Below are 19,353 nucleotides of genomic sequence, written 5' to 3' on the forward strand. Positions count from 1 at the left end.
TCACCATGAAAATCCTGACCCATCCGGCTCTGAAGCGTTTCGCCCTGGTTGTCTGCCTCGTGCTGCCGTTCGCGGCCTGCAAGAAGGAAGAAGCGCCGAAGGAAACCGTCAAGGCACCGCTCGCCGCGCCGACCACCGAGGACGCCGCGCAGTGGCGCGAGTACGTCTCCGACGTCGTCACCCGCAACAGCCCGGCCGATCTGGGCAACCAGCCGTATGTGTACCTGCTGCCCGGCGAGAGCACCCCGGACTTCCAGGGCAACTACGAGCGCCTGCTGGAAAAAGCCAAGACCGACGTCGCCCGCGGCATCATCAGCGGCAACATGCTGGCCTATGCCTCGCCGTCCTCGGCGAAGATCGCCGACATCGTGGTGGAGTCGTTCAAGGACGTGCCGGCCGGCACGATGAAGGGCGTGCGCGTCGTGTTCATCGGCAAGGCCGCCGACGGCGAGCGCGTCAAGGCAGCCGTCACGCCGGCGGGTGTGGATTACGTCTTCGTCGAGGCGAAGTAACCGTCGTTCGCGACGGGTCGTCCGGACGCAGCGGGGAATCCGCGCGGGCTTGAAAACGCGCGGATTCCACGCCACGTTTCGGAATGATGGATTGAAGTGTCGCGATGTCGCTGAAAATCAACGAACTGTGCGTCAACTGTGACGTTTGCGAACCAGCCTGCCCGAATCAGGCGATTTCGCAGGGCGAGACCATCTATGTGATCGACCCGGCGCGCTGCACCGAATGCGTCGGCCATTTCGACGAGCCGCAGTGTGTGGTGGTGTGTCCGGTGGAATGTATCGATCCGGACCCCGCATTTCCCGAGAGCCAGGAACAATTGCTGGCGAAGCTGCGCCGGCTGCAGCAAGATGCGGGTCAGTCCTGAGAGTGCTGTCAGGTAAGGAGGGCCCGTGATCGAACTTCCCGTCCTGTTTTCCTTCGTCCTGGTCGTGCTGGCGTTGTTCCTGATTCCAGGGCCGGCGGTCCTGATGACGCTCGCACGAGCCGCCAGCGGAGGCCGCCGCATCGGCGTCCTGACCGGCCTGGGCATCGCCTGCGGGGATCTGGTGCATGCGCTGCTGGCGACCTTCGGACTGTCGGCCGTGCTGATGACCTCGGCGACGGCATTCGCCGTCGTGAAATACGCCGGCGTCGTCTATCTCGTGTATCTCGGCCTGAAGGCGATCTTCGAGAAGACCGGCGAGCTGAATCTGCCCAATGCCCGCAAGGTCGACGGTTGGACGGCCTTTCGGCAGGGCGCGCTGACCGAAATGCTCAATCCGAAGACGGCGCTGTTCTTCCTCGCCTTCCTGCCGCAATTCGTGCATCAGGAACAGGGCGGGGTGACTTTGCAACTCGCCGAACTCGGTTTGCTGTTCGCGCTCCTGAGCGCGATTTATTCATCCCTCGTCGCCATGGCTGGCAGCGCGCTCGGCGGCTGGATCGGCCGCAATCGCGGGATTGGCCGTTGGCAGGGCAAGGTGGTGGGGACCATCTATCTCGGGCTCGGCGCCAAACTCGCGCTTCAAGAGCGATAGGTTTCCGCATTGGTGTTCATTCGCATGAAATCGAAGTTGTTGCTGTTGTTGGTTTCGTTCGTTCTCGCGCCTTCTCTGGCGTTGGCGCAGGCGGGAGGAGAGGCCGGTGGCAAGTCTCCGCCGGGCGCGGCCATCGCTTCCGGCCACGCGCTGGCCACCGATGCGGGCCTGCGAATCCTGCGCGAAGGCGGCAATGCTTTCGACGCGGCGGTGGCGGTCTCGTCGACGTTGTCCGTGGTCGAGCCGATCAGTTCGGGGCTCGGCGGCGGCGGTTTCTTCCTGTTGCACGATGCCAAGAGCGGGCGCGATGTTTTTCTCGATGCCCGCGAGATCGCGCCGCGTTCCGCCACGCCGGAGGCCTATCTCGACAAGAACGGCGATCTCGATTCCGACCGTGCCGAGAATGGCCCGTGGTCGGCCGGCATTCCCGGCTTGCCGGCGGCGCTGGTGGAACTCGCCGGCAAATACGGTTGGTTGCCGCTGAAGACATCGCTGCAGCCGGCGATTCGCATCGCCGAGGAAGGCTTTCCGGTCTACGCGCGCATGGCCAGAGGCTACGCCTCGCGCCGTGGTGTGATGGACCGCTATCCCGGCACGCGCGCGGTATACGCACCGAACGGGAAGCCGATCCAGGAAGGCGACCTGTTCAAGCAGCCCGATCTGGCGCGCACGTTGCGGGCGCTCGCCGACAAAGGTTTCGATGGCTTCTATCGCGGCGAAGTCGCGGACAAGCTGCTCAAGGGCGTGAAGGCCGAGGGCGGGCTCTGGACCGCCGACGAGCTTGCTGGCTATCAGATCAAGGAGCGCGCGCCGATCAGCTTCGACTACCGTGGCTGGAAGATCACCACGGCGCCGCCGCCATCCTCCGGCGGCATCGCGCTGGCGAGCATGCTGCAGATCCTGGAAGGCTGGGATCTCGCCAAGCTCGACGAGCCGCATCGTGTGCATCTGGTCGTCGAGGCGATGCGGCGCGCCTACCGCGACCGCACCTTCTATCTCGGCGATCCGGATTTCGTGAAGATCCCGCAGCGCACCTTGACCAGCCGCGATTACGCCGCCGGCCTGCGCGCCACCATCAATCCCGACAAGGCGACACCGAGCGATCTGCTTTCGGGCAAGCAGACGCCGCTGGAAGACGACGAGACCACGCACTTCTCGATCATCGACAAGGATGGCAATCGCGTCGCCGCCACGCAGACGGTGAACCTGCTGTACGGCTCCGGCCTGATCCCGCCCGGCACTGGCGTGCTGCTCAACGACGAGATGGACGACTTCGCGCTCAAACCCGGTACGCCCAACGCCTTCGGCGTGATGGGGTTCGACGCCAACGCGCCGAAACCGGGCAAGCGCATGCTGAGTTCGATGACGCCGACCTTCATGGAATCAAAGGACAAGGTGGCCGTGCTCGGCACTCCCGGTGGCAGCCGCATCATCACCATGGTGCTGCTGGGCGTACTCGGCTACGACGCCGGCCTCGACGCGCAGGCCGTGGCCGCGCTGCCGCGCTACCACCATCAGTGGCTGCCGGACGAGATCGAGGCCGAAAGCAACGCATTCTCGCCACAGACCGCGGCGGCCTTGCAGGCGATGGGCCACAAGCTCGATCTGCCCGGTGACAGCGCCGCCGGCGGGCGCGGCTCCAATCGAGTGGGCTCCAGCCACGTCTGGGGCAACCTGCAGACGGTGGAGTGGGACAAGACGCGGGGCGTCCTGTCCGGCGGGAGCGATCCACGCAATCCGGTCGGCGCGGCCAAGGTGGAACTCGCGCGCTGAGGCCGTGGCGCCGGGCAAGATTTGCAGTTGCCTGCGCTTGCAGTAGATTGCACGTCCGTCAACACATCGCCGCGACGAACTCCCCGTGACCGACGAGTCCAAGAAACCCTGGTACACCCGTGTGCCGACCTTGGCCGCCGCCGGGGTCGCTTTCCTCGTCGCTCTGACCACGCTGGTCAAGAACGTCAGCGACATGTGGACGGAGAAGCCGGCGCCCGCGACGACGACACCCGCGGCGGCGCCGGCGAAACCGGAACCGGCCGTGGCCGCCTCGCAGGCGCCGAAGAAAACCGCGGTGACGCTGACCCTGCAGAAGATCGAAGTGCTCGACGACGGCAGCAACGGCACCACCACCTGGTCGTTCGCGGTGGAAGCCGGCGGGCAGTCGCTGTTCGAACTGGCGCCGCGCGACTACAGCGACAGCGAAGCCGAACGTGTGGTGACACCGCGCGGCAGCGACCCCTCGATGGCGCGCGTGGTGCTGGTGCCCGGGCAGGAAATGCTCATCAAGGTCACGGGCCGTTCGCCCGGCGTGATCGGCAAGGCGGTGCTCGCCGGTGGCAGCGCGATGCTGACCGCTGACAGCCCGCTGGCGCCGATCCGTGTTCAGGCCGAGAACGGGCGGGCCGGCACTTTCGTCTTCCATTTCGCCACGGCGGCAAGCGCGCAGTAGCACGCGTCGAAGTCGCTTTGTTTCCGGCTTGTTCAACGACGCCCTAACGCCCAGGGCGTATCCTGTCGTCATGAAACTCTGGTCCCTTCTCGGCAACAGCCAGCGCCTCGATGGCGGTGCGATGTTCGGCAACGCGCCGCGCGCGATGTGGGAGCACTGGCTCGCACCCGATGCGCAGAATCGCATTCCGCTTGCCTGCCGCGCATTGCTGGCGAGCCCGCTGAACGGCAAGACTGTGCTGTTCGAAACCGGCATCGGCGCGTTCTTCGAACCGAAGCTGCGCGAACGCTACGGCGTGGTCGAGGAGCGTCACGTGCTGCTGGACTCGCTGCACGAAGCCGGATTCACGCACGAGGACATCGAGGTGGTGGTGCTCTCGCACCTGCACTTCGACCATGCCGGCGGCCTGCTGGCGCCGTGGGCGGAAGGGCGCGCGCCGCAACTGCTGTTCCCCAATGCGGTGTTTCTCGTTGGCGCGGAACAGTGGCAGCGTGCGCGCCATCCGCATTCGCGCGATCGCGCCAGCTACATCGCCGAGCTTCCGGATTTGCTCGAAGCCAGCGGCCGTCTGGAAATCGTGCACGGCGACCGTTCGAACACGCTGGGCGACACGGTGCGCTTCCACTACAGCGACGGACATACGCCGGGCCTGATGCTGGCCGAGATCGTCGGGCCGGAAATCATCGATGGCGAACCGCATGGCGGCGTCGTGTTCTGCGCCGACCTCGTGCCAGGCAAGCCCTGGGTGCATGTGCCGATCACGATGGGTTATGACCGCAATGCCGAACTGCTGATCGACGAGAAGCGCGCGTTCCTGGAAGACAAGCTCGCGCGCAACGTGCATCTGTTCTTCACGCACGATCCCGCGTGCGCGCTCGCGCAGGTGGTGCGTGATGCGAAGGGCCGGTTCGGCACCGCGCACGAGGTGGCGGAGCTGCAGGCGAGGACGCTCGGGTAATGCGCTTCTCGCACGGGGGGCGGCGGTGTCGCTTGTGGCTGTCGCAGGCGTGCGCCGTGCTCCTGGTCATGTGCTCGCTGGCCGTGTGCCCGGGCTTCGCATTCGCACAGACCGCGCCGCAGGAGCCGCCGCGCATCGTCAAGGCGCCACGCGATGTCGACTTCGGTGTCGGGACGCATCAGGCCGCGCTGGAGCGCCACGTCGAGATGTATCAATGGACGCGGGACGGCGGCGGATACCGGCAATCCTGGCGCGACACGCCGGTCGATTCCAGCGAGTTCGCGCCTGGGCACGACAATCCGAAATCGATGCCGCTGCAAAGCCGCGAATGGCGGGCGCAGCTGACGTTGGAGGGCAAACCGCTCGATGACGCTCTGGTGGCGCAACTGGGACAGTGGCGGAGCATGCGGCCGAGCTTCTCGGCATTGCCCGGCAACATGGCCGCGACCTTCCAGCCGGAAGGCGAGGGCCTCGGCAGCGCCGACAATCCGCTGGCGCCGCGGATCGGCGATCTGCGCATCACCTGGCGCGAACTGGTATTGCCGCCGTTGGACGACAGGCTAGTTCTCGAACACGATGGCCGTTGGACGTTGGCCGTGTTGCCGGCAGATCCTGTCAGCGAAGACGCCGGCACGGTCGTGGACAGGCAGAAGGGGCGCACGATGCCGAAGATTTCGTTGCTGTTCGCAGCGCTGCATGTGCTGCTGCTGGTCGTCCTGGCAGCACGAGTCTCCCTCTACCGCATGCGGCACCGGATCGACATGGGCGACGGAGGTGATGCGCTGCTGATACGGCGCATTCGCGTGCATGCCAATTTCATCGAATACGTTCCGATGGGATTGCTGTTGCTGCTGGTGTTGGAACTGGCGGGCCTGCCCACTGCCTGGCTATGGGGATTCGGAAGCGCGTTGTTACTGGGACGCGTCATGCATGCGATCGGACTTTCGCGCAGCAGCGGCAAGACGTTCGGACGCTTCTACGGGACGGGAATAACCTGGTTGACCATGGCCGCGATGGCTTTTGCTAGCTTTTGGTTGATTGTTCGCCATGCTTCATAGTGATCCGGGCGCTGAATTGGCCTGGATCATGCATTAGTCCTTGCTTAATTTTAGGTCTGGAAGCAATTCATTCAAAGGCTTGTGAGTGCTCCATTCGTATTCGAACTCGGCTTGCGTGATCCGAAAGGCCTCAAATTCACTCGAATCCAACGCACATTCGCCAAGACCACCATAGATATCGTTTAGATGATGGCGGTGGTAGAACAACACTTGTCCGGCATCATAAATTTCAATTTGTCGATCTGGCCAGAACTCATCGTCGGTCTCAAAGAACCACCATGACGCTCCCCAAGCATCGTGCTGATCTCCACGGGATTCCTCCCAGCGACGTTTGAAGTAATGCTTCATTCGACACGGGTACCGAAGATCTTGTCCCCGGCATCGCCAAGCCCGGGCAGGATGTAGCCCTTCTCATTGAGCCGCTCGTCGATCGAGGCGACATAGACCTCGACGTCGGGATGCGCGGCTTCCAGCGCCTGCAGGCCTTCCGGCGCGGCGACCAGGAACAGTCCCTTGATGCGCGCAGCACCCGCGGCCTTGAGCATGTCGACCGTGGCAATTAACGTGCCGCCGGTGGCGAGCATCGGATCGAGGATCAGCGCGATGCGATCCTGCATGTCGCCGACCAGGTTCTCGTAGTAGGGCATCGCTTCCAGCGAGGCTTCGTCGCGCTTGATGCCGACCACGCTGACTTTCGCCGCGGGAATCAGTTCCAGCACGCCCGGCAGCATGCCGATGCCGGCGCGCAGGATCGGCACCAGGGTGATCTTGCGGCCCTTGATGCGGCGCACGCGCACCGGGCCGGCCCAGCCTTCGAGTTCCGCTTCCTCGGTCTCGAGATCGGCGGTGGCTTCGTAGGTGAGCAGGGTGGCGACTTCCGCCGACAACTCGCGGAAGGTCTTGGTGCTGTTGTCGGCACGGCGCATCAAACCGAGCTTGTGCTGCACGAGAGGGTGGCGGACTTCGACGATTTTCATTGCAGCCTGTGCTTAGGGCTAGGGGTCGTCCCGCCGGCGGCGGTCGGGTTCGAATTTGTGCAGGTAGGTGGTGAAGGTGTCCTGCGGCGGCGCGGAGGTCAGCTGCGGCAGGATGCGGCCGACCTGTCCGCGATGGTAGCCGGCGTGGAGCGCCACGTGCATCAGCATCTCCTCGCGGGACATGCGTCCCTTCGCGCCGTCGGTGAAATCGAAGGCGATTTCCTCGGAAAGTCGTTTCGGCGAGATGCCGTCGACGTAATCCAGATACCAGCGATCGGATTCGGCGATGGCCTGGTGCAAGGCTTCGAGCGTCGGCGTATCAGGCGTATTCGTGCCCGTGTAGGCATGCGCCTTGCCGGCGAGATGCGCGGCGAAGATGCGATCCACCACGTGGGCGTGGTTGAGGAGACGAATGGCGAGATGGCGATCCGCTTCGGGGATCGCCGGGCTCTGCGCCCGGAACTCCGTCAGGAACGCATCGTTGGCCCAGGCCTTGTACTGGAACAGACGGGTCAGCAGGGAGGATGCGCCGGATGCTGTGATGGCTTCCATTGGCTTTTCCTCCATGTCCCGGTCGTTATTCGTTCCCGATTTTACGCTGCCGCGGCCCGATTCTCGTCGGCATGCCGCTGTTGCGGACCTTCGAGCAGTGCGCGCTTGACCATCGTCACGATCAGGTCGATCTCCTCGCTGCTCACTGCGAACACCGGCGTGAAGCGCAGCGAGTTCTCGCCGCCGTGAATGACGCCCATGCCGTGCTCGCGCAGCCATTCCTCGCTGGAGCCGGCGCCGTATCCCTTGAAGCGCGGGTCGAGTTCGCAGGAGAACAGCAGGCCGGTGCCCTGGACCTTCTTGATCAGGCCGCCCAGTTCGTCCTTCAGTGTCTCCAGCTTCTCCACGGCTTCGCGCCCGCGCTCGCGCACGTTGCGGCGCAGTTCCGGGGTCAGCTGTTCGAGCACCGCGCAGGCCACGTCGAGTGCGCGCGGGTTGGTGGTCATGGTGTTGCCGTAGGTGCCGCGCTTGTAGATGTGGGCGGCGCGCTCGCTCACCGCCAGCACCGACAGCGGGTACTGGCCGGCGTTGAGCGCCTTGGAATAGGTTTCCATGTCCGGCGCTTCGAGCTGTTCGAAGCCGGGATAGTCGACGATCGACAGTACGCCGTGTGCGCGCAGGCCGGCCTGGATCGAGTCGACCAGCAGCAGCGCGCCATGCGCCTTGGTGAGTTCGCGCGCGGCGGCGTAGAAGGCCGGTGGCACGCTGCGTCCGGGATCGCCTTCGCCCATCACCGGCTCGAGGAACATCGCCTCGATGTACCAGCCGTTGCGGTCGGCGTCGGCGAACACCTGCTTCAGTGCGTCGATGTCGTAGGGCGGAATCGTGATCACCGTGTCCTCGCCGCGGTAGCTGGCGAGGAACTGCATGTAGCTCTTGCGGCTGGAGTCGGAGTACAGCGCGGGGCGCTCGGTGCGGCCGTGGAAGCTGCCTTTCACCACCAGGCGCTTGACCTGCCGGCCGGCGTACTTGGCGCCCGGATCGGTCATGGTCTTGGTGTTGATGTCGGCGATGCGCGCGGCCAGCGTCACCGATTCGGAACCCGAGTTGAGGCACATGAAGGCCGCGTAGGGGCAGCCGTCGCCCGCTGTCGAAGTGGCGCGCGAGTGTCCGATCTCCTTGCGCAGGGCGCGCTCGAAGCGCAGTTGCGCCAGGTTCGGCGTCATCACATTCGCCATCGCCTGCGGGCGCGACATGGCATCGATCACCGGCTGCGGCGTGTGACCGAAGCCGAGCATGCCGTAGCCGCCGGTGTCGTAGACCACGGCGCCCTTGAGCGTGACGATCCAGCTGCCGCGAGCGGCCAGCGCCACATAGGGATTCACGCCATCCTGCGGATAGAAATTGACGAACCCGGCCTGCACGGCGCGTGCCTGCGCGTCCTCGTCGAGATCGAGCAGATCGGCGAACTCGCCCTTGATGCGCGCGTATTCGGCGACGGCGGCCTCGACGGCGGCACCGAGGTCGGGATGCGTGGTGGCGAACTTCAGAATGGTGGCGTCATCCAGCCCCTGCGTGCGGCGGCGGCCCTGATGGGCGCGGAGCGGGGCGAGTGCGTTGATGAGGGTCGTCATGGCGGCCTCCCGGCCTCCCGTTGCGGGGGTAAGTGACTATTATCTGGATTGTTTCGTCGTTTAACAGAGGCGATCTGATAGAAATGCCGCTATATTTCGGCGAATCGCCGAAAATGAATCTGCCAGACGTTCAAGGTCCCGATGAAGATCACTGCTCTCGACCAGCAACTCCTGTCCCTGCTGCGCGAGAACGCGCGGGCGCCGACCGCCGAAATCGCGCGTCGCCTAGGGCTGTCGCGGACCACCGTGCAGAGCCGGATCGAGCGGCTGGAACGCCAGGGGGTGATCGCCGGCTACACCGTGCGGGTGCCCGGCGACCTCGAGCGCAGCCTAGTCCGCGCGCACATCATGATCGCGGTGCAGCCCAAGCAGATGATCGCGGTCACCAAGGCGCTCAAGGCCATGCCGGAGCTGCGGCTGCTGCATTCGGTGACCGGCGCCTACGACCTGATCGCCCTGGGGGTGGTGTCCACGCTGGGCGAGATGGACGTGCTCACCGATCGCATCGGTGTCATCGACGGCGTGGAGCGGACGACCTCGGCGCTGATTCTCTCCACCAAGTTCGAACGATGATCGGCGGACCGGTGTCGCCTTGCGCAAACGTCTAAAATAGCCGATTCCCCGAGCCCGATCGTCCCTGATCCTCTTGAAAAAATCGGATTTCCACTACTCGCTGCCGCCCGAGCTGATCGCGCAGGCGCCGCTCGCCGAGCGCTCGGCCAGCCGCATGCTGGTCGTGCCGCCCGAGGGCGACTTCGTGGATCGCCACGTGCGCGATCTGCCGTCGCAGCTGCGCGCCGGCGATCTACTGGTGTTCAACGACACGCGCGTGATCCCCGCGCGGTTGTTTGGGCAGAAGCGGGGCAGCGGCGGCCGCGTTGAAATCCTGATCGAGCGCCTGCTGCCGAACAACGAGGCGCGCGCGCAGGTCGGCGCGAGCAAATCGCCGAAGGCCGGTGGCGTGATCGAACTGGACGGCGGCGGCGAAGCCGAAGTGCTGCATCGCGAGGGCGAGTTCTATCACCTGCGCTTCCATGTCGGGGATGCGCTCGAATCGTGGTTGCTGCGCGTCGGGCGCCTGCCGTTGCCACCCTACATTCGTCGCGAGCCGGGCGCTGACGATGTGGAGCGTTATCAGACCGTGTTCGCGCGCCAGGTCGGCGCCGTCGCCGCGCCCACCGCCGGCCTGCATTTCGACGATGCCTTGCTCGAAGCGCTGCGCGCGCGTGGCGTCGCGTTCGGCCATGTGACGCTGCACGTGGGCGCCGGCACGTTTCAGCCGGTGCGCGTGGAGGATCTGCGCGAGCACCACATGCACAGCGAATGGCTCAACGTCGGCGCCGAACTGGTCGAGCAGGTGCGTCGCACGCGTGCCGCCGGCGGACGTGTGATCGCGGTGGGCACGACGGTGGTGCGCGCGCTCGAATCAGCTTTGTCTAGAAGCCAGGCCACGCAACAGGGTGAGTTGCTGCCGTTCGCAGGCGAGACGCGCATCTTCATTTTTCCCGGTTACCGCATCCGTTCCGTCGATGCGCTGCTGACCAACTTCCATCTTCCGGAGTCGACCTTGTTGATGCTGGTTTCGGCGTTCGCCGGCAAGGCGCGCGTGTTCGCCGCCTACGAGCATGCGGTGCGCGAGCGTTATCGCTTCTTTTCCTATGGTGATGCGATGCTGCTTTGGCCGGGAAGCGCGGCATGAGCTGCATGTCGTTCGAGCTGCTCGGCAATGACGGAGTCGCGCGCCGTGGCCGCCTGACATTTCCGCGCGGCACGGTGGAAACGCCGGCCTTCATGCCGGTGGGCACCTACGGATCGGTGAAGGGCGTGCTGCCGGAACAGGTGCGCGCGCTCGGCGCCGAGATCATTCTCGGCAATACCTTCCATCTCTATCTGCGGCCGGGACTGGATGTGATCGAGGCGCACGGTGGTCTGCACGGCTTCTCGCGCTGGGACGGCCCCATCCTCACCGACTCCGGTGGCTTCCAGGTGTTCTCGCTGGCGCATCGCCGCAAGATCAGCGAGGCCGGCGTGACCTTCGCCGCGCCGACCGATGGCTCCACCGTGTTCCTCGGGCCGGAAGAGAGCATGCGTATCCAGAAGGCGCTCGATTCCGACATCGTGATGATCTTCGACGAATGCACGCCGTATCCTGCCACCGAGGAGGTCGCGCGCAAGTCGATGGAACTGTCGCTGCGCTGGGCCGAGCGCAGCCGTCGCGCGCACGAGGGCAACGACGCGGCGCTGTTCGGCATCGTGCAGGGCGGGGTGCATCACGGCTTGCGCACGCGTTCGGCGGAGGGGCTGAAGCAGATCGGCTTCGATGGCTACGCCATCGGCGGACTCGCGGTCGGCGAACCGGAGGCCGAGCGCAATGCCATGCTCGAACACACCTGTCCGCAGTTGCCGGACGATCGGCCGCGTTATCTGATGGGAGTCGGACGTCCCGAGGATCTCGTGGAGGCCGTCGCCCGCGGCGTGGACATGTTCGACTGCGTGATGCCCACCCGCAACGCCCGTAACGGCCATTACTTCACCTCCTTCGGCACGGTGCGCATCCGCAACGCCAAGTACGAGCACGATACCGGGCCGATCGAGGAGGGCTGCGGCTGCTACGCCTGCAGCCACGGCTACACCCGCGCCTACCTGCGCCACCTCGACCGCTGCAACGAGATGCTGGCGCCGATCCTCGGCACGCTGCACAACCTCTGGTACTACCAGCGGCTGATGGCGCAGATGCGCTCAGCCATCGAGGCGGGAACCTTTGCGGACTTCCGGGAGTCTTTCTACCGAGCCAGAAGCCGGTAGGCCGGGGGGCGGTTCCCCGGCGGAGGGAGATCGTTCGCAGGGGCGCTCCCCCGTCCCGTGAAGCCAATCCCCCGGGCGGCATGGCATACTTCGATGTTTGCGGGTCCCTCCGCAAAAGCTCGCACACCTCCCCGCGCTGACGGCGCGGCTCGATGTGCGGACTTTCCCAATACAGCCAGTGGAACCCAGTGAATGAGCCCGCTCGACCTGCTTGACCTCGTGATTTCCCCCGCCCATGCGCAGGGCGCCGCACAGGCCCCCGCGGGTGGTGGTTTCGGCGTTTTCGTTCTGCCGCTAGTCCTGCTCGCGGTGATGTATTTCATCATGATCCGCCCGCAGATGAAGCGCCAGAAGGAACATCGCGCGATGCTGGAGAAGCTCGCCCCCGGCGACGAAGTGATCACCAACGGCGGCATCGCCGGTGTGGTGCGCGAGATCGGCGACAGCTTCATCTCCGTCGAGATCGCCGACAACGTGCGCGTGCGCGTGCAGAAGGGTGCCGTCGGCAACGTGCTGCCGAAGGGCACGCTGAAGTCCGCCTGATCTTCCGTTCTTCCGGCCGCGGAAACGCCGTGGCCGGAATTGATTCCGTTCGTCGTGCAGGCGCCTGATCCGATCCGGAGTGGCGCCATGGAAATGTTCCGATGCTCGAATTTCCTCGCTGGAAATACATCCTGATCCTGGTGGTGGTGCTGATCAGCGGCTTGTACGCGCTGCCCAACATCTATCCGCAAGACCCGTCGGTGCAGATCACCGCGAGCCGGGGCGCCACCATCGACGACGCCTTGCGTCTGAAGGTGGAAACCACGCTCAAGACCGCGGGCATCACGCCCAAGTCCGTCGCGGTCGAGGACGGCAACCTGCTGGTGCGCCTGCCCGTGCTGGATGTGCAGACCAAGGCCGCGGATGCCCTGCGTCCCGCGCTCGGCGAGAACTACGTGGTCGCGCTCAATCTCGCCACGACCGTGCCGTCCTGGCTGGAGAAGCTGTTCGCGCGTCCGATGCTGCTCGGTCTCGACCTGCAGGGTGGTGTGCACTTCCTGTTGCAGGTGGATCAGAAAGCCGCGCTCGACAAACGCCTCAACGGTTATGCAGACGACATCCGGGCGGTATTGCGAGAAGGCCGCGTCGGCTACGAGTCCGTCAATCGTCGCACTGACAACAGCATATTGGTCACGCTCACGTCCGGCGCGAACATTTCCGCAGCGCAAAAAGTGCTGAGCGAAAAGGTGATCGCACCAGGTGCCACCACCAGCGGGCTGGAGCAGTCGGTGGAAAACGGCAATATCGTCGTGCGCGTATCCGACAGCGAGATTAATCGTATCCAGCTCGGCGCGATCGAGCAGAACATCGGTACGTTGCGTAACCGAATCAATCAACTCGGCGTCGCCGAACCGATCGTGCAGCGGCAGGGGACGGATCGTGTGGTCGTGCAGCTCCCCGGCATTCAGGATACGGCGCGGGCGAAACAGCTGATCGGCGCCACGGCGACGCTGGAGTTCCGGGCAGTGATCGACGGTAACGCTGCGGATGCTATCGCCGCCGGCAAGATTCCCCCGGAGGCGCGTGTCTACTATCTGCGTGATCGCCTAGACCTTGACGGCAAGCCGCAACCCATCCTGCTAAGCAAACGTATTATCGCCTCCGGCGACGAAATGGTAGATGCCCGTTCTGGCGTGGACCAGAATGGCTTGCCGGCCGTCGACATCACTCTGAACAGCATTGCCGGTCAACGCATGTTCGACTTCACCAGCCAGAACGTCGGCAAGTTGATGTCAGTGGTGTATATCGAGCGTGTGCCGGAAACCAAGATCGTCGATGGCAAGGAAGTGCGCAGTGTCAGAGTGAGTGAAGAGGCTCTTTCACCCTCCGAGATCAAGGGCGTCTTCAGCCGCAACTTTCAGACCACCGGGTTGAAGCGGGATGAGGCCGATAATCTGGCCAAGCTCCTGCGCTCCGGTTCGCTGGCCGCGCCGATGGACTTCGTCGAGGAACGCGTGGTCGGTCCCAGTCTCGGCAAGGAGAACGTCGAGCGCGGTACCACCGCGGTGATGTACTCGTTCCTGTTCGCGCTGGCGTTCTTCCTGATCTATTACCGCATGTTCGGCCTGATCACCTGTGTGGCGCTGCTGCTCAACCTGCTGATGGTGATCGCGGTGATGTCGTTGTTCGGCGCGACCATGACCTTGCCCGGCTTCGCCGGTCTGGCGTTGTCGGTGGGCATGTCGGTGGATGCCAACGTGCTGATCAACGAGCGTATCCGCGAGGAGTTGCGTGCGGGCATGCCGCCGAAGACGGCCATCGCCACGGGTTACGACAAGGCCTCCGGCACGATCTTCGACTCCAACATGACCGCGCTGCTGGCAGGCGTCGCCCTGTTCGCCTTTGGTACCGGTCCGCTGAAGGGCTTCGCGATCACCATGATCGTCGGCATCCTGACCTCCGTCTTCACCGCCGTCACGGTTTCGCGCGCGCTGGCCACACTGCTTTACGGCCGCCGCAAGAAACTGAAGACCCTGGCCATCTAGTACGCGAGTCCCTTCGCAAGAGCCCGCACATCCTTGTGCGGACTTTCCAAAGAAGAGCGCACCATCATGAAACTTTTCCCGTTGCACCTGATCCCGAACGACACCAACATCAACTTCATGCGCTTGCGCTGGGTGTCGCTCGCCGTCGCCACGGCGCTGGCGCTGGTGGCGGTCTGGGCAATCGCCTTCAAAGGCTTCAATTTCGCGCTCGATTTCACCGGTGGCACGTTGGTCGAGCTGCATTTCGACAAGCCCATCGACATCGACCCGGTGCGCGAGCGCATCGAGAAGGCTGGCTATACGAGCGCGCAGGTGCAGAGCTACGGCAGCAGTAGTGATCTGCTGATTCGCCTGCAATCGCGTGAAGGCGCGACAACGGCCGCGGCCAGCCACACCGTGGCCAACGAAGTGCTGAAGGTGGTGTCCACGCCGGAGAATCCGGCTCGGATCGCGCGCTCTGAATTCGTCGGCCCACAGGTAGGCGGTGAACTCGCGAGGAACGCGGGCTGGGCGCTCGCCTTCGTGGTGGTCGGCTTCGTGCTCTACATCTGGTTCCGGTTCGAGTGGAAATTCGCGATCGCCGCGATCCTGACCACCTTGCACGACGTGCTCGTCGTCGCCGGCTTCTTCGCCCTGACCGGGCGCGAATTCGACCTCACCGTGCTCGCCGGTCTGCTGTCGGTGATGGGCTATTCGATCAACGACACCATCGTGGTGTTCGACCGTGTGCGCGAGAACTTCCGCAACCTGCGCGTGGATCCGGTCGAGGTGCTGAATCGCTCGGTCAATCAGACGCTCTCGCGCACCATCATTACTTCGTTCGTGGCGTTCCTGACGGTGCTGGCGCTGTACCTGTACGGCGGCGGCTCGCTGGAAGGCATGGCGATCTCGCAGATGATGGGCATCGTGATCGGTACCATCTCCTCGATCTTCATTGCCTGTCCGCTGCTGACGATGGGGTTCCTGAAGGTCACCAAGCAGGACCTGATGCCGAAAGCGAAGGACCTTGAGGCGCTCGCTCGCAGGCCGTAAGCCGGAGTGGGTTTCGCGGCGGCCGGCCAACAAGCCGGCCGTCGTCGTTCAGTCGAACGCGAAGGCGTCCAGCGCCAGCGTTCCCAGTTCGTATGAATCGTGCAGGTGGCGGGCCTTGGCCGTTTCGCCGCCCGCGCCCATGGCGGCGAACAGCGGCATCAGGTGCTCGGTGGTCGGATGCGCGTGACGTGCATTCGGCGCCTGGCGCGTCCAGTCGAGCAGGGCGTCGGTGTCGCTCGCCGCGATCCGGTCGGACATCCAGTCCCTGAAATCCCGCGACCAGGGCGCCAGCGGCGCGTCACGATGCCGCCAGTCGAGATCGCCGAGGTTGTGCACGAAGCCACCCGAACCGATCACCAGCACGCCCTGCGCGCGCAGGGGCGCGAGTGCGCGCCCGAGCGCGTGATGCCAGGCGGCGTCCCGGTGCGGGCTGACCGAGGCCGGCACCACCGGCAGGTCGGCTTCCGGATACATGCGCCTGAGCGGCACCCAGACGCCGTGGTCGAGCCCGTGATGCGGGCGTAGCGAGGGCGTCAGTCCGGCCGCTTCGAGGCGGGTCGCGATCTCGGCGGCCAGCTCCGGCGCGCCCGGCGCGGGATAGGTGATCCTGTACAGCGTCGCGGGAAAGCCGCCGAAGTCGTGCACGGTGTCTGGATGCGCCGCCGCGCCGATGACCGGAGCCTCCGCCATGAAATGGGCCGAGACGACCACGATCGCGCGCGGTCGCGGCAGCTGTTCGCCCAGGCCGTCCAGGAAGCGGCCGGCGGGCGAATCCTCGACCGCCAGCATTGGCGAGCCATGCGACAGGAACAGTGAGGGAAGGGGAGAAATCGCATTCATGCCCCGACGATGCTGCCCGGACCGGTCCGCCACAAGCGCGATGGGTGGGCCTCTACGTTGCCGGGATCGCACCGATCGGCGGGGGAAACGACGGTTCATCCACTGCGCTCTGGCAAAATACGCGACTTCCCTCCGCCCACGACCAGAGCCGCCGATGAGCCACGCCGATATCCGTTCCGCCGTCCGCCCGAAACCCGACCAACCGATGGTCGACATCGCGGACTACGTCATCGACACGAAGATCGATTCGGCCGAGGCCTACGACACCGCCCGCTACATGCTGCTCGACTCGCTGGCCTGCGCGATGCTGGCGATGAAGTTTCCCGACTGCGTCAAGCATCTCGGCCCGCTGGTGCCCGGCGGCGAACTGCCCGGCGGCGCGCGTGTGCCCGGCACCAGTTTTGAGCTCGATCCGGTCCAGGCCGCATTCAACATCGGCACCCTGGTGCGCTGGCTCGACTTCAACGACACCTGGCTGGCCGCCGAGTGGGGCCATCCCTCCGACAATCTCGGCACCATCCTGGCCGTCGGCGACTACCTCTCGCGCAAGGCCGAGAAGGAAGGCGGCAAGGGCCTGACCGTGCGCGATGCGCTCGGCTGGGCGATCAAGGCGCACGAGATCCAGGGCGTGTACGCGCTGCAGAACTCCTTCAACCGCGTCGGCCTCGACCACGTCATCCTGGTGCGCCTGGCCTCGACCGCCGTCGCCACCGCCATGCTCGGCGGCGACAAGGAGGCCGTGATCACCGCTGTCTCGCATTCATGGATCGACAACGGTGTGTTGCGCACCTATCGCCACGCGCCCAACACCGGTCCGCGCAAGAGCTGGGCGGCTGGCGATGCCTGCCGTCGTGCCGTCATCCACGCCATCAACGCCGCGCACAAGAAAGTGGTCGGCTACCCGAGCGCGCTCTCGGCCAAGACGTGGGGCTTCTACGACATCGCCTTCAAGGGCAAGGAATTCCAGTTCGAGCGCCCGTTCGGCAGCTACGTGATGGAGAACGTCCTGTTCAAGATCAGCTACCCGGCCGAATTCCACGCCCAGACCGCAGTGGAATGCGCGATGCAGCTTCACGGCCAGGTGAAGGACCGTATCGACCAGATCGAGAAGATCGTGATCGAGACCCAGGAAGCCGGTGTGCGCATCATCGACAAGACCGGCCCGCTGGCCAACTACGCCGATCGCGACCACTGCATCCAGTACATGGTCGCCGTGCCCCTGATCTTCGGTCGCCTGACCGCCGCCGATTACAACGATGACATCGCCGCCGACCCGCGCATCGACGCCCTGCGCGACAGGATGACGGTCCAGGAGAACCCCCAATTCACGAAGGACTACTTCGATTCCGACAAGCGGTACATCGGCAACTCGGTGCAGGTGTTCTTCAAGGACGGCAGCGCCACCGACAAGGTCTCGATCGACTACCCGATCGGCCACCGCAAGCGCCGCGGGGAGGGCATTCCGGTGCTCCTGGCCAAGTGCGAGGCCGCGCTGCGGGCGCACCTGCCGGCCGGCCAGGTCGACCGCCTGATGGCCCTTGCCGCTGATCCGAAAGCCCTGGATGCGCTCCCACTTTCCGATTTCATTCAGCTATATCAACAATAATGTTGAACGGACCTTAAGGTTGAGGGGGGCGCATCGGCTTGGCTTCCCCCAACTGTTATGGTAGCGTTAACAACGCCTTCACACGGCAGGCAATAGTCTGCGCGGCGAAGGCAGGCAGACCAGCTGTCTCAATCTAAGAAGTAGAAACTGCAACACCGCTTTAATTTCCCCTTGATCTAGGAGCTGAACCCAATGAACAAGAAACTCCTTTGTGCCGCACTGCTGTGTGGTCTGGGCGTCGCCCAGGCGGCCAGCGCGCAGGAGTTCGACGACCGCTGGTACCTGACCGGTAGCGTCGGCTACAACTTCCAGGACAACGATCGTCTCACCGACGATGCTCCGTTCGGCACCATCGGCCTCGGCAAGTTCATCAGCCCGAACTGGTCGCTCGACGGCGAACTGAACTATCAGAACCCGAACTTCGACTCCGGCAAGGTCAACTACGGTGAAGACCTGAACTGGAGCCAGTACGGCATCTCGTTCGACGCCCGCTACCACTTCATCAAGGAAGGTCGCGGCTGGAACCCCTACGTCCTGATGGGCCTGGGCCTGCAGCGCGTGGAAGAAGAGTTCGAGACCACGCCTGACCCGAACTCCCCCGGTCAGCGTCGTGACAACAACCTCGCCGCCAAGGTGGGTGTCGGTCTGCAGACCACCTTCACCAAGCGCGTTGCGGTTCGCGCCGAAGTGGCCTACCGCGCCGACTTCGACGACCAGAGCTTCACCCCGACCCAGCACGGTCATGATGAAGACTGGTTCGGTGACCTGCTCGCCTCCGTGGGCGTCGTGATCCCGCTGGGTCCGGCCCCGACCGCTCCGGTCGCTCCGGCTCCGGCCGCCGAGCCGGGCTGCGCGGATAAGGACGACGACGGTGACGGCGTCAACAACTGCGACGACAAGTGCCCCGGTTCGCAGGCTGGCCAGACCATCGGTCCGGACGGCTGCCCGGTCCCGGTCTCGATCGACCTGAAGGGCGTGAACTTCGATTTCGACAAGTCGACGCTGCGTCCTGACGCGGTCTCCATCCTCAACGAAGCCGTTGAGATCCTGAAGCGCTATCCGGATCTGAAGGTTGAAGTCGCCGGTCACACCGACTCGAAGGGTACCGACGCCTACAACCAGAAGCTCTCCGAGCGTCGCGCCAAGGCCGTGTACGACTACCTGACCAGCAACGGCGTTGACGCCGGTCGCCTGGTGGGCCCGGTCGGCTACGGTGAGACCCGTCCGATTGCTCCGAACACCAACCCGGATGGTTCGGACAATCCGGAAGGCCGTGCGAAGAACCGTCGCACCGAGCTGAACGTCCAGAACTAAGTTGGACAACTTCCGAAGCGTTCGGCCACGGCCGAACGCCGAGGAAGCAGCGATACGAAGAAACCCGGCCTAGTGCCGGGTTTCTTTTTTCCATCGATTCCGGTTTCGGCGATCGGAACTTCAAGTAATACATG

20 protein-coding genes are annotated in these 19,353 nt (G+C 64.7%); 15 read left to right on the forward strand and 5 right to left on the reverse strand.

The window, feature by feature from the left end:
* Nucleotides 1-5: 5 nt before the first annotated feature.
* The 7 genes from AC1RNP_RS08785 to AC1RNP_RS08815 all read left to right on the forward strand — a co-directional run bounded on the left by AC1RNP_RS08785 (nucleotide 6) and on the right by AC1RNP_RS08815 (nucleotide 5,991).
* Nucleotides 6-512 (forward strand): hypothetical protein, encoded by a 507-nt coding sequence (locus AC1RNP_RS08785; RefSeq protein ID WP_493050868.1) that lies wholly within the window; start codon nucleotides 6-8, stop codon nucleotides 510-512.
* Nucleotides 513-616: 104 nt separating this feature from the next.
* Entirely contained in the window at nucleotides 617-877 is a 261-nt protein-coding gene (locus AC1RNP_RS08790) for a YfhL family 4Fe-4S dicluster ferredoxin (RefSeq protein ID WP_493050869.1), read from the forward strand.
* A gap of 25 nt (nucleotides 878-902) precedes the next feature.
* Entirely contained in the window at nucleotides 903-1,529 is a 627-nt protein-coding gene (locus AC1RNP_RS08795; RefSeq protein WP_493050870.1) for a LysE family translocator, read from the forward strand.
* A gap of 24 nt (nucleotides 1,530-1,553) precedes the next feature.
* Nucleotides 1,554-3,302: a gamma-glutamyltransferase gene (gene ggt / locus AC1RNP_RS08800; protein WP_493050871.1), complete on the forward strand. Its 1,749-nt coding sequence runs from the start codon at nucleotides 1,554-1,556 to the stop codon at nucleotides 3,300-3,302.
* Between the two features lie 85 nt (nucleotides 3,303-3,387).
* Nucleotides 3,388-3,975, forward strand: a complete 588-nt coding sequence (locus AC1RNP_RS08805; RefSeq protein ID WP_493050872.1) for a hypothetical protein — start codon at nucleotides 3,388-3,390, stop codon at nucleotides 3,973-3,975.
* Nucleotides 3,976-4,045: 70 nt separating this feature from the next.
* Nucleotides 4,046-4,933, forward strand: a complete 888-nt coding sequence (locus AC1RNP_RS08810; RefSeq protein ID WP_493050873.1) for an MBL fold metallo-hydrolase — start codon at nucleotides 4,046-4,048, stop codon at nucleotides 4,931-4,933.
* A gap of 56 nt (nucleotides 4,934-4,989) precedes the next feature.
* The gene (locus tag AC1RNP_RS08815; protein WP_493050874.1) at nucleotides 4,990-5,991 is read left to right on the forward strand and encodes a TMEM43 family protein; all 1,002 of its coding nucleotides are present in this window, start codon (nucleotides 4,990-4,992) and stop codon (nucleotides 5,989-5,991) included.
* A 33-nt stretch (nucleotides 5,992-6,024) separates the two neighbouring features.
* On the opposite strand, the gene AC1RNP_RS08820 is transcribed toward AC1RNP_RS08815, so the two are convergent.
* The 4 genes from AC1RNP_RS08820 to AC1RNP_RS08835 are packed head-to-tail and all read right to left on the reverse strand — an operon-like array spanning nucleotide 6,025 to nucleotide 9,094.
* Nucleotides 6,025-6,339 (reverse strand): hypothetical protein, encoded by a 315-nt coding sequence (locus tag AC1RNP_RS08820; RefSeq protein WP_493050875.1) that lies wholly within the window; start codon nucleotides 6,337-6,339, stop codon nucleotides 6,025-6,027.
* Nucleotides 6,336-6,968 carry a uracil phosphoribosyltransferase gene (upp, locus tag AC1RNP_RS08825; RefSeq protein ID WP_493050876.1) on the reverse strand — a complete coding sequence of 211 codons (633 nt, stop codon included), beginning with the start codon at nucleotides 6,966-6,968 and terminating at the stop codon, nucleotides 6,336-6,338. Before upp ends, AC1RNP_RS08820 begins: the two co-directional genes overlap by 4 nt.
* Nucleotides 6,969-6,986: 18 nt before the next feature.
* Nucleotides 6,987-7,520: a DinB family protein gene (locus AC1RNP_RS08830; protein WP_493050877.1), complete on the reverse strand. Its 534-nt coding sequence runs from the start codon at nucleotides 7,518-7,520 to the stop codon at nucleotides 6,987-6,989.
* A gap of 41 nt (nucleotides 7,521-7,561) precedes the next feature.
* Complete coding sequence (locus AC1RNP_RS08835; RefSeq protein WP_493050878.1) at nucleotides 7,562-9,094, reverse strand: aminotransferase class III-fold pyridoxal phosphate-dependent enzyme; 1,533 nt, start codon at nucleotides 9,092-9,094, stop codon at nucleotides 7,562-7,564.
* Nucleotides 9,095-9,235: 141 nt separating this feature from the next.
* Between AC1RNP_RS08835 and AC1RNP_RS08840 the strand changes: the two genes are divergently transcribed.
* From AC1RNP_RS08840 to secF, 6 genes are all read left to right on the forward strand, one after another.
* Nucleotides 9,236-9,667 (forward strand): Lrp/AsnC family transcriptional regulator, encoded by a 432-nt coding sequence (locus tag AC1RNP_RS08840; protein ID WP_493050879.1) that lies wholly within the window; start codon nucleotides 9,236-9,238, stop codon nucleotides 9,665-9,667.
* A 73-nt stretch (nucleotides 9,668-9,740) separates the two neighbouring features.
* Entirely contained in the window at nucleotides 9,741-10,793 is a 1,053-nt protein-coding gene (gene queA, locus AC1RNP_RS08845; protein WP_493050880.1) for a tRNA preQ1(34) S-adenosylmethionine ribosyltransferase-isomerase QueA, read from the forward strand.
* A 5-nt stretch (nucleotides 10,794-10,798) separates the two neighbouring features.
* Nucleotides 10,799-11,899 (forward strand): tRNA guanosine(34) transglycosylase Tgt, encoded by a 1,101-nt coding sequence (tgt, locus tag AC1RNP_RS08850; protein WP_493050998.1) that lies wholly within the window; start codon nucleotides 10,799-10,801, stop codon nucleotides 11,897-11,899.
* A 192-nt stretch (nucleotides 11,900-12,091) separates the two neighbouring features.
* Nucleotides 12,092-12,442, forward strand: a complete 351-nt coding sequence (gene yajC, locus AC1RNP_RS08855) for a preprotein translocase subunit YajC (RefSeq protein WP_493050881.1) — start codon at nucleotides 12,092-12,094, stop codon at nucleotides 12,440-12,442.
* Between the two features lie 101 nt (nucleotides 12,443-12,543).
* Nucleotides 12,544-14,427, forward strand: a complete 1,884-nt coding sequence (gene secD, locus AC1RNP_RS08860) for a protein translocase subunit SecD (RefSeq protein ID WP_493050882.1) — start codon at nucleotides 12,544-12,546, stop codon at nucleotides 14,425-14,427.
* A 66-nt stretch (nucleotides 14,428-14,493) separates the two neighbouring features.
* Nucleotides 14,494-15,459, forward strand: a complete 966-nt coding sequence (gene secF / locus AC1RNP_RS08865; RefSeq protein WP_493050883.1) for a protein translocase subunit SecF — start codon at nucleotides 14,494-14,496, stop codon at nucleotides 15,457-15,459.
* A gap of 48 nt (nucleotides 15,460-15,507) precedes the next feature.
* On the opposite strand, the gene AC1RNP_RS08870 is transcribed toward secF, so the two are convergent.
* On the reverse strand, nucleotides 15,508-16,290 hold the full coding sequence (locus AC1RNP_RS08870) for a DODA-type extradiol aromatic ring-opening family dioxygenase (RefSeq protein ID WP_493050999.1): 783 nt from the start codon (nucleotides 16,288-16,290) through the stop codon (nucleotides 15,508-15,510).
* A 163-nt stretch (nucleotides 16,291-16,453) separates the two neighbouring features.
* Between AC1RNP_RS08870 and AC1RNP_RS08875 the strand changes: the two genes are divergently transcribed.
* Together AC1RNP_RS08875 and AC1RNP_RS08880 are read left to right on the forward strand one after the other, a co-directional pair.
* Nucleotides 16,454-17,905: a bifunctional 2-methylcitrate dehydratase/aconitate hydratase gene (locus AC1RNP_RS08875; RefSeq protein WP_493050884.1), complete on the forward strand. Its 1,452-nt coding sequence runs from the start codon at nucleotides 16,454-16,456 to the stop codon at nucleotides 17,903-17,905.
* 192 nt (nucleotides 17,906-18,097) lie between these two features.
* Nucleotides 18,098-19,219 carry an OmpA family protein gene (locus tag AC1RNP_RS08880; RefSeq protein WP_493050885.1) on the forward strand — a complete coding sequence of 374 codons (1,122 nt, stop codon included), beginning with the start codon at nucleotides 18,098-18,100 and terminating at the stop codon, nucleotides 19,217-19,219.
* Nucleotides 19,220-19,353: the final 134 nt, after the last annotated feature.

The organism is Luteimonas sp. GW821-FHT14E02, from assembly GCF_058803905.1.

Excerpts from the sequence above, each read along its gene's own strand:
- AC1RNP_RS08830 (WP_493050877.1), bottom strand. The coding sequence starts at position 7,520 with ATGGAAGCCATCACAGCATCCGGCGCATCCTCCCTGCTGACCCGTCTG.
- yajC (WP_493050881.1), top strand. The coding sequence starts at position 12,092 with ATGAGCCCGCTCGACCTGCTTGACCTCGTGATTTCCCCCGCCCATGCG.
- AC1RNP_RS08880 (WP_493050885.1), top strand. The coding sequence starts at position 18,098 with ATGAACAAGAAACTCCTTTGTGCCGCACTGCTGTGTGGTCTGGGCGTC.
- AC1RNP_RS08785 (WP_493050868.1), top strand. The coding sequence starts at position 6 with ATGAAAATCCTGACCCATCCGGCTCTGAAGCGTTTCGCCCTGGTTGTC.
- upp (WP_493050876.1), bottom strand. The coding sequence starts at position 6,968 with ATGAAAATCGTCGAAGTCCGCCACCCTCTCGTGCAGCACAAGCTCGGT.
- AC1RNP_RS08840 (WP_493050879.1), top strand. The coding sequence starts at position 9,236 with ATGAAGATCACTGCTCTCGACCAGCAACTCCTGTCCCTGCTGCGCGAG.
- AC1RNP_RS08820 (WP_493050875.1), bottom strand. The coding sequence starts at position 6,339 with ATGAAGCATTACTTCAAACGTCGCTGGGAGGAATCCCGTGGAGATCAG.
- AC1RNP_RS08810 (WP_493050873.1), top strand. The coding sequence starts at position 4,046 with ATGAAACTCTGGTCCCTTCTCGGCAACAGCCAGCGCCTCGATGGCGGT.
- AC1RNP_RS08875 (WP_493050884.1), top strand. The coding sequence starts at position 16,454 with ATGAGCCACGCCGATATCCGTTCCGCCGTCCGCCCGAAACCCGACCAA.
- AC1RNP_RS08835 (WP_493050878.1), bottom strand. The coding sequence starts at position 9,094 with ATGACGACCCTCATCAACGCACTCGCCCCGCTCCGCGCCCATCAGGGC.
- tgt (WP_493050998.1), top strand. The coding sequence starts at position 10,799 with ATGTCGTTCGAGCTGCTCGGCAATGACGGAGTCGCGCGCCGTGGCCGC.
- AC1RNP_RS08790 (WP_493050869.1), top strand. The coding sequence starts at position 617 with ATGTCGCTGAAAATCAACGAACTGTGCGTCAACTGTGACGTTTGCGAA.
- ggt (WP_493050871.1), top strand. The coding sequence starts at position 1,554 with ATGAAATCGAAGTTGTTGCTGTTGTTGGTTTCGTTCGTTCTCGCGCCT.
- secD (WP_493050882.1), top strand. The coding sequence starts at position 12,544 with ATGCTCGAATTTCCTCGCTGGAAATACATCCTGATCCTGGTGGTGGTG.
- secF (WP_493050883.1), top strand. The coding sequence starts at position 14,494 with ATGAAACTTTTCCCGTTGCACCTGATCCCGAACGACACCAACATCAAC.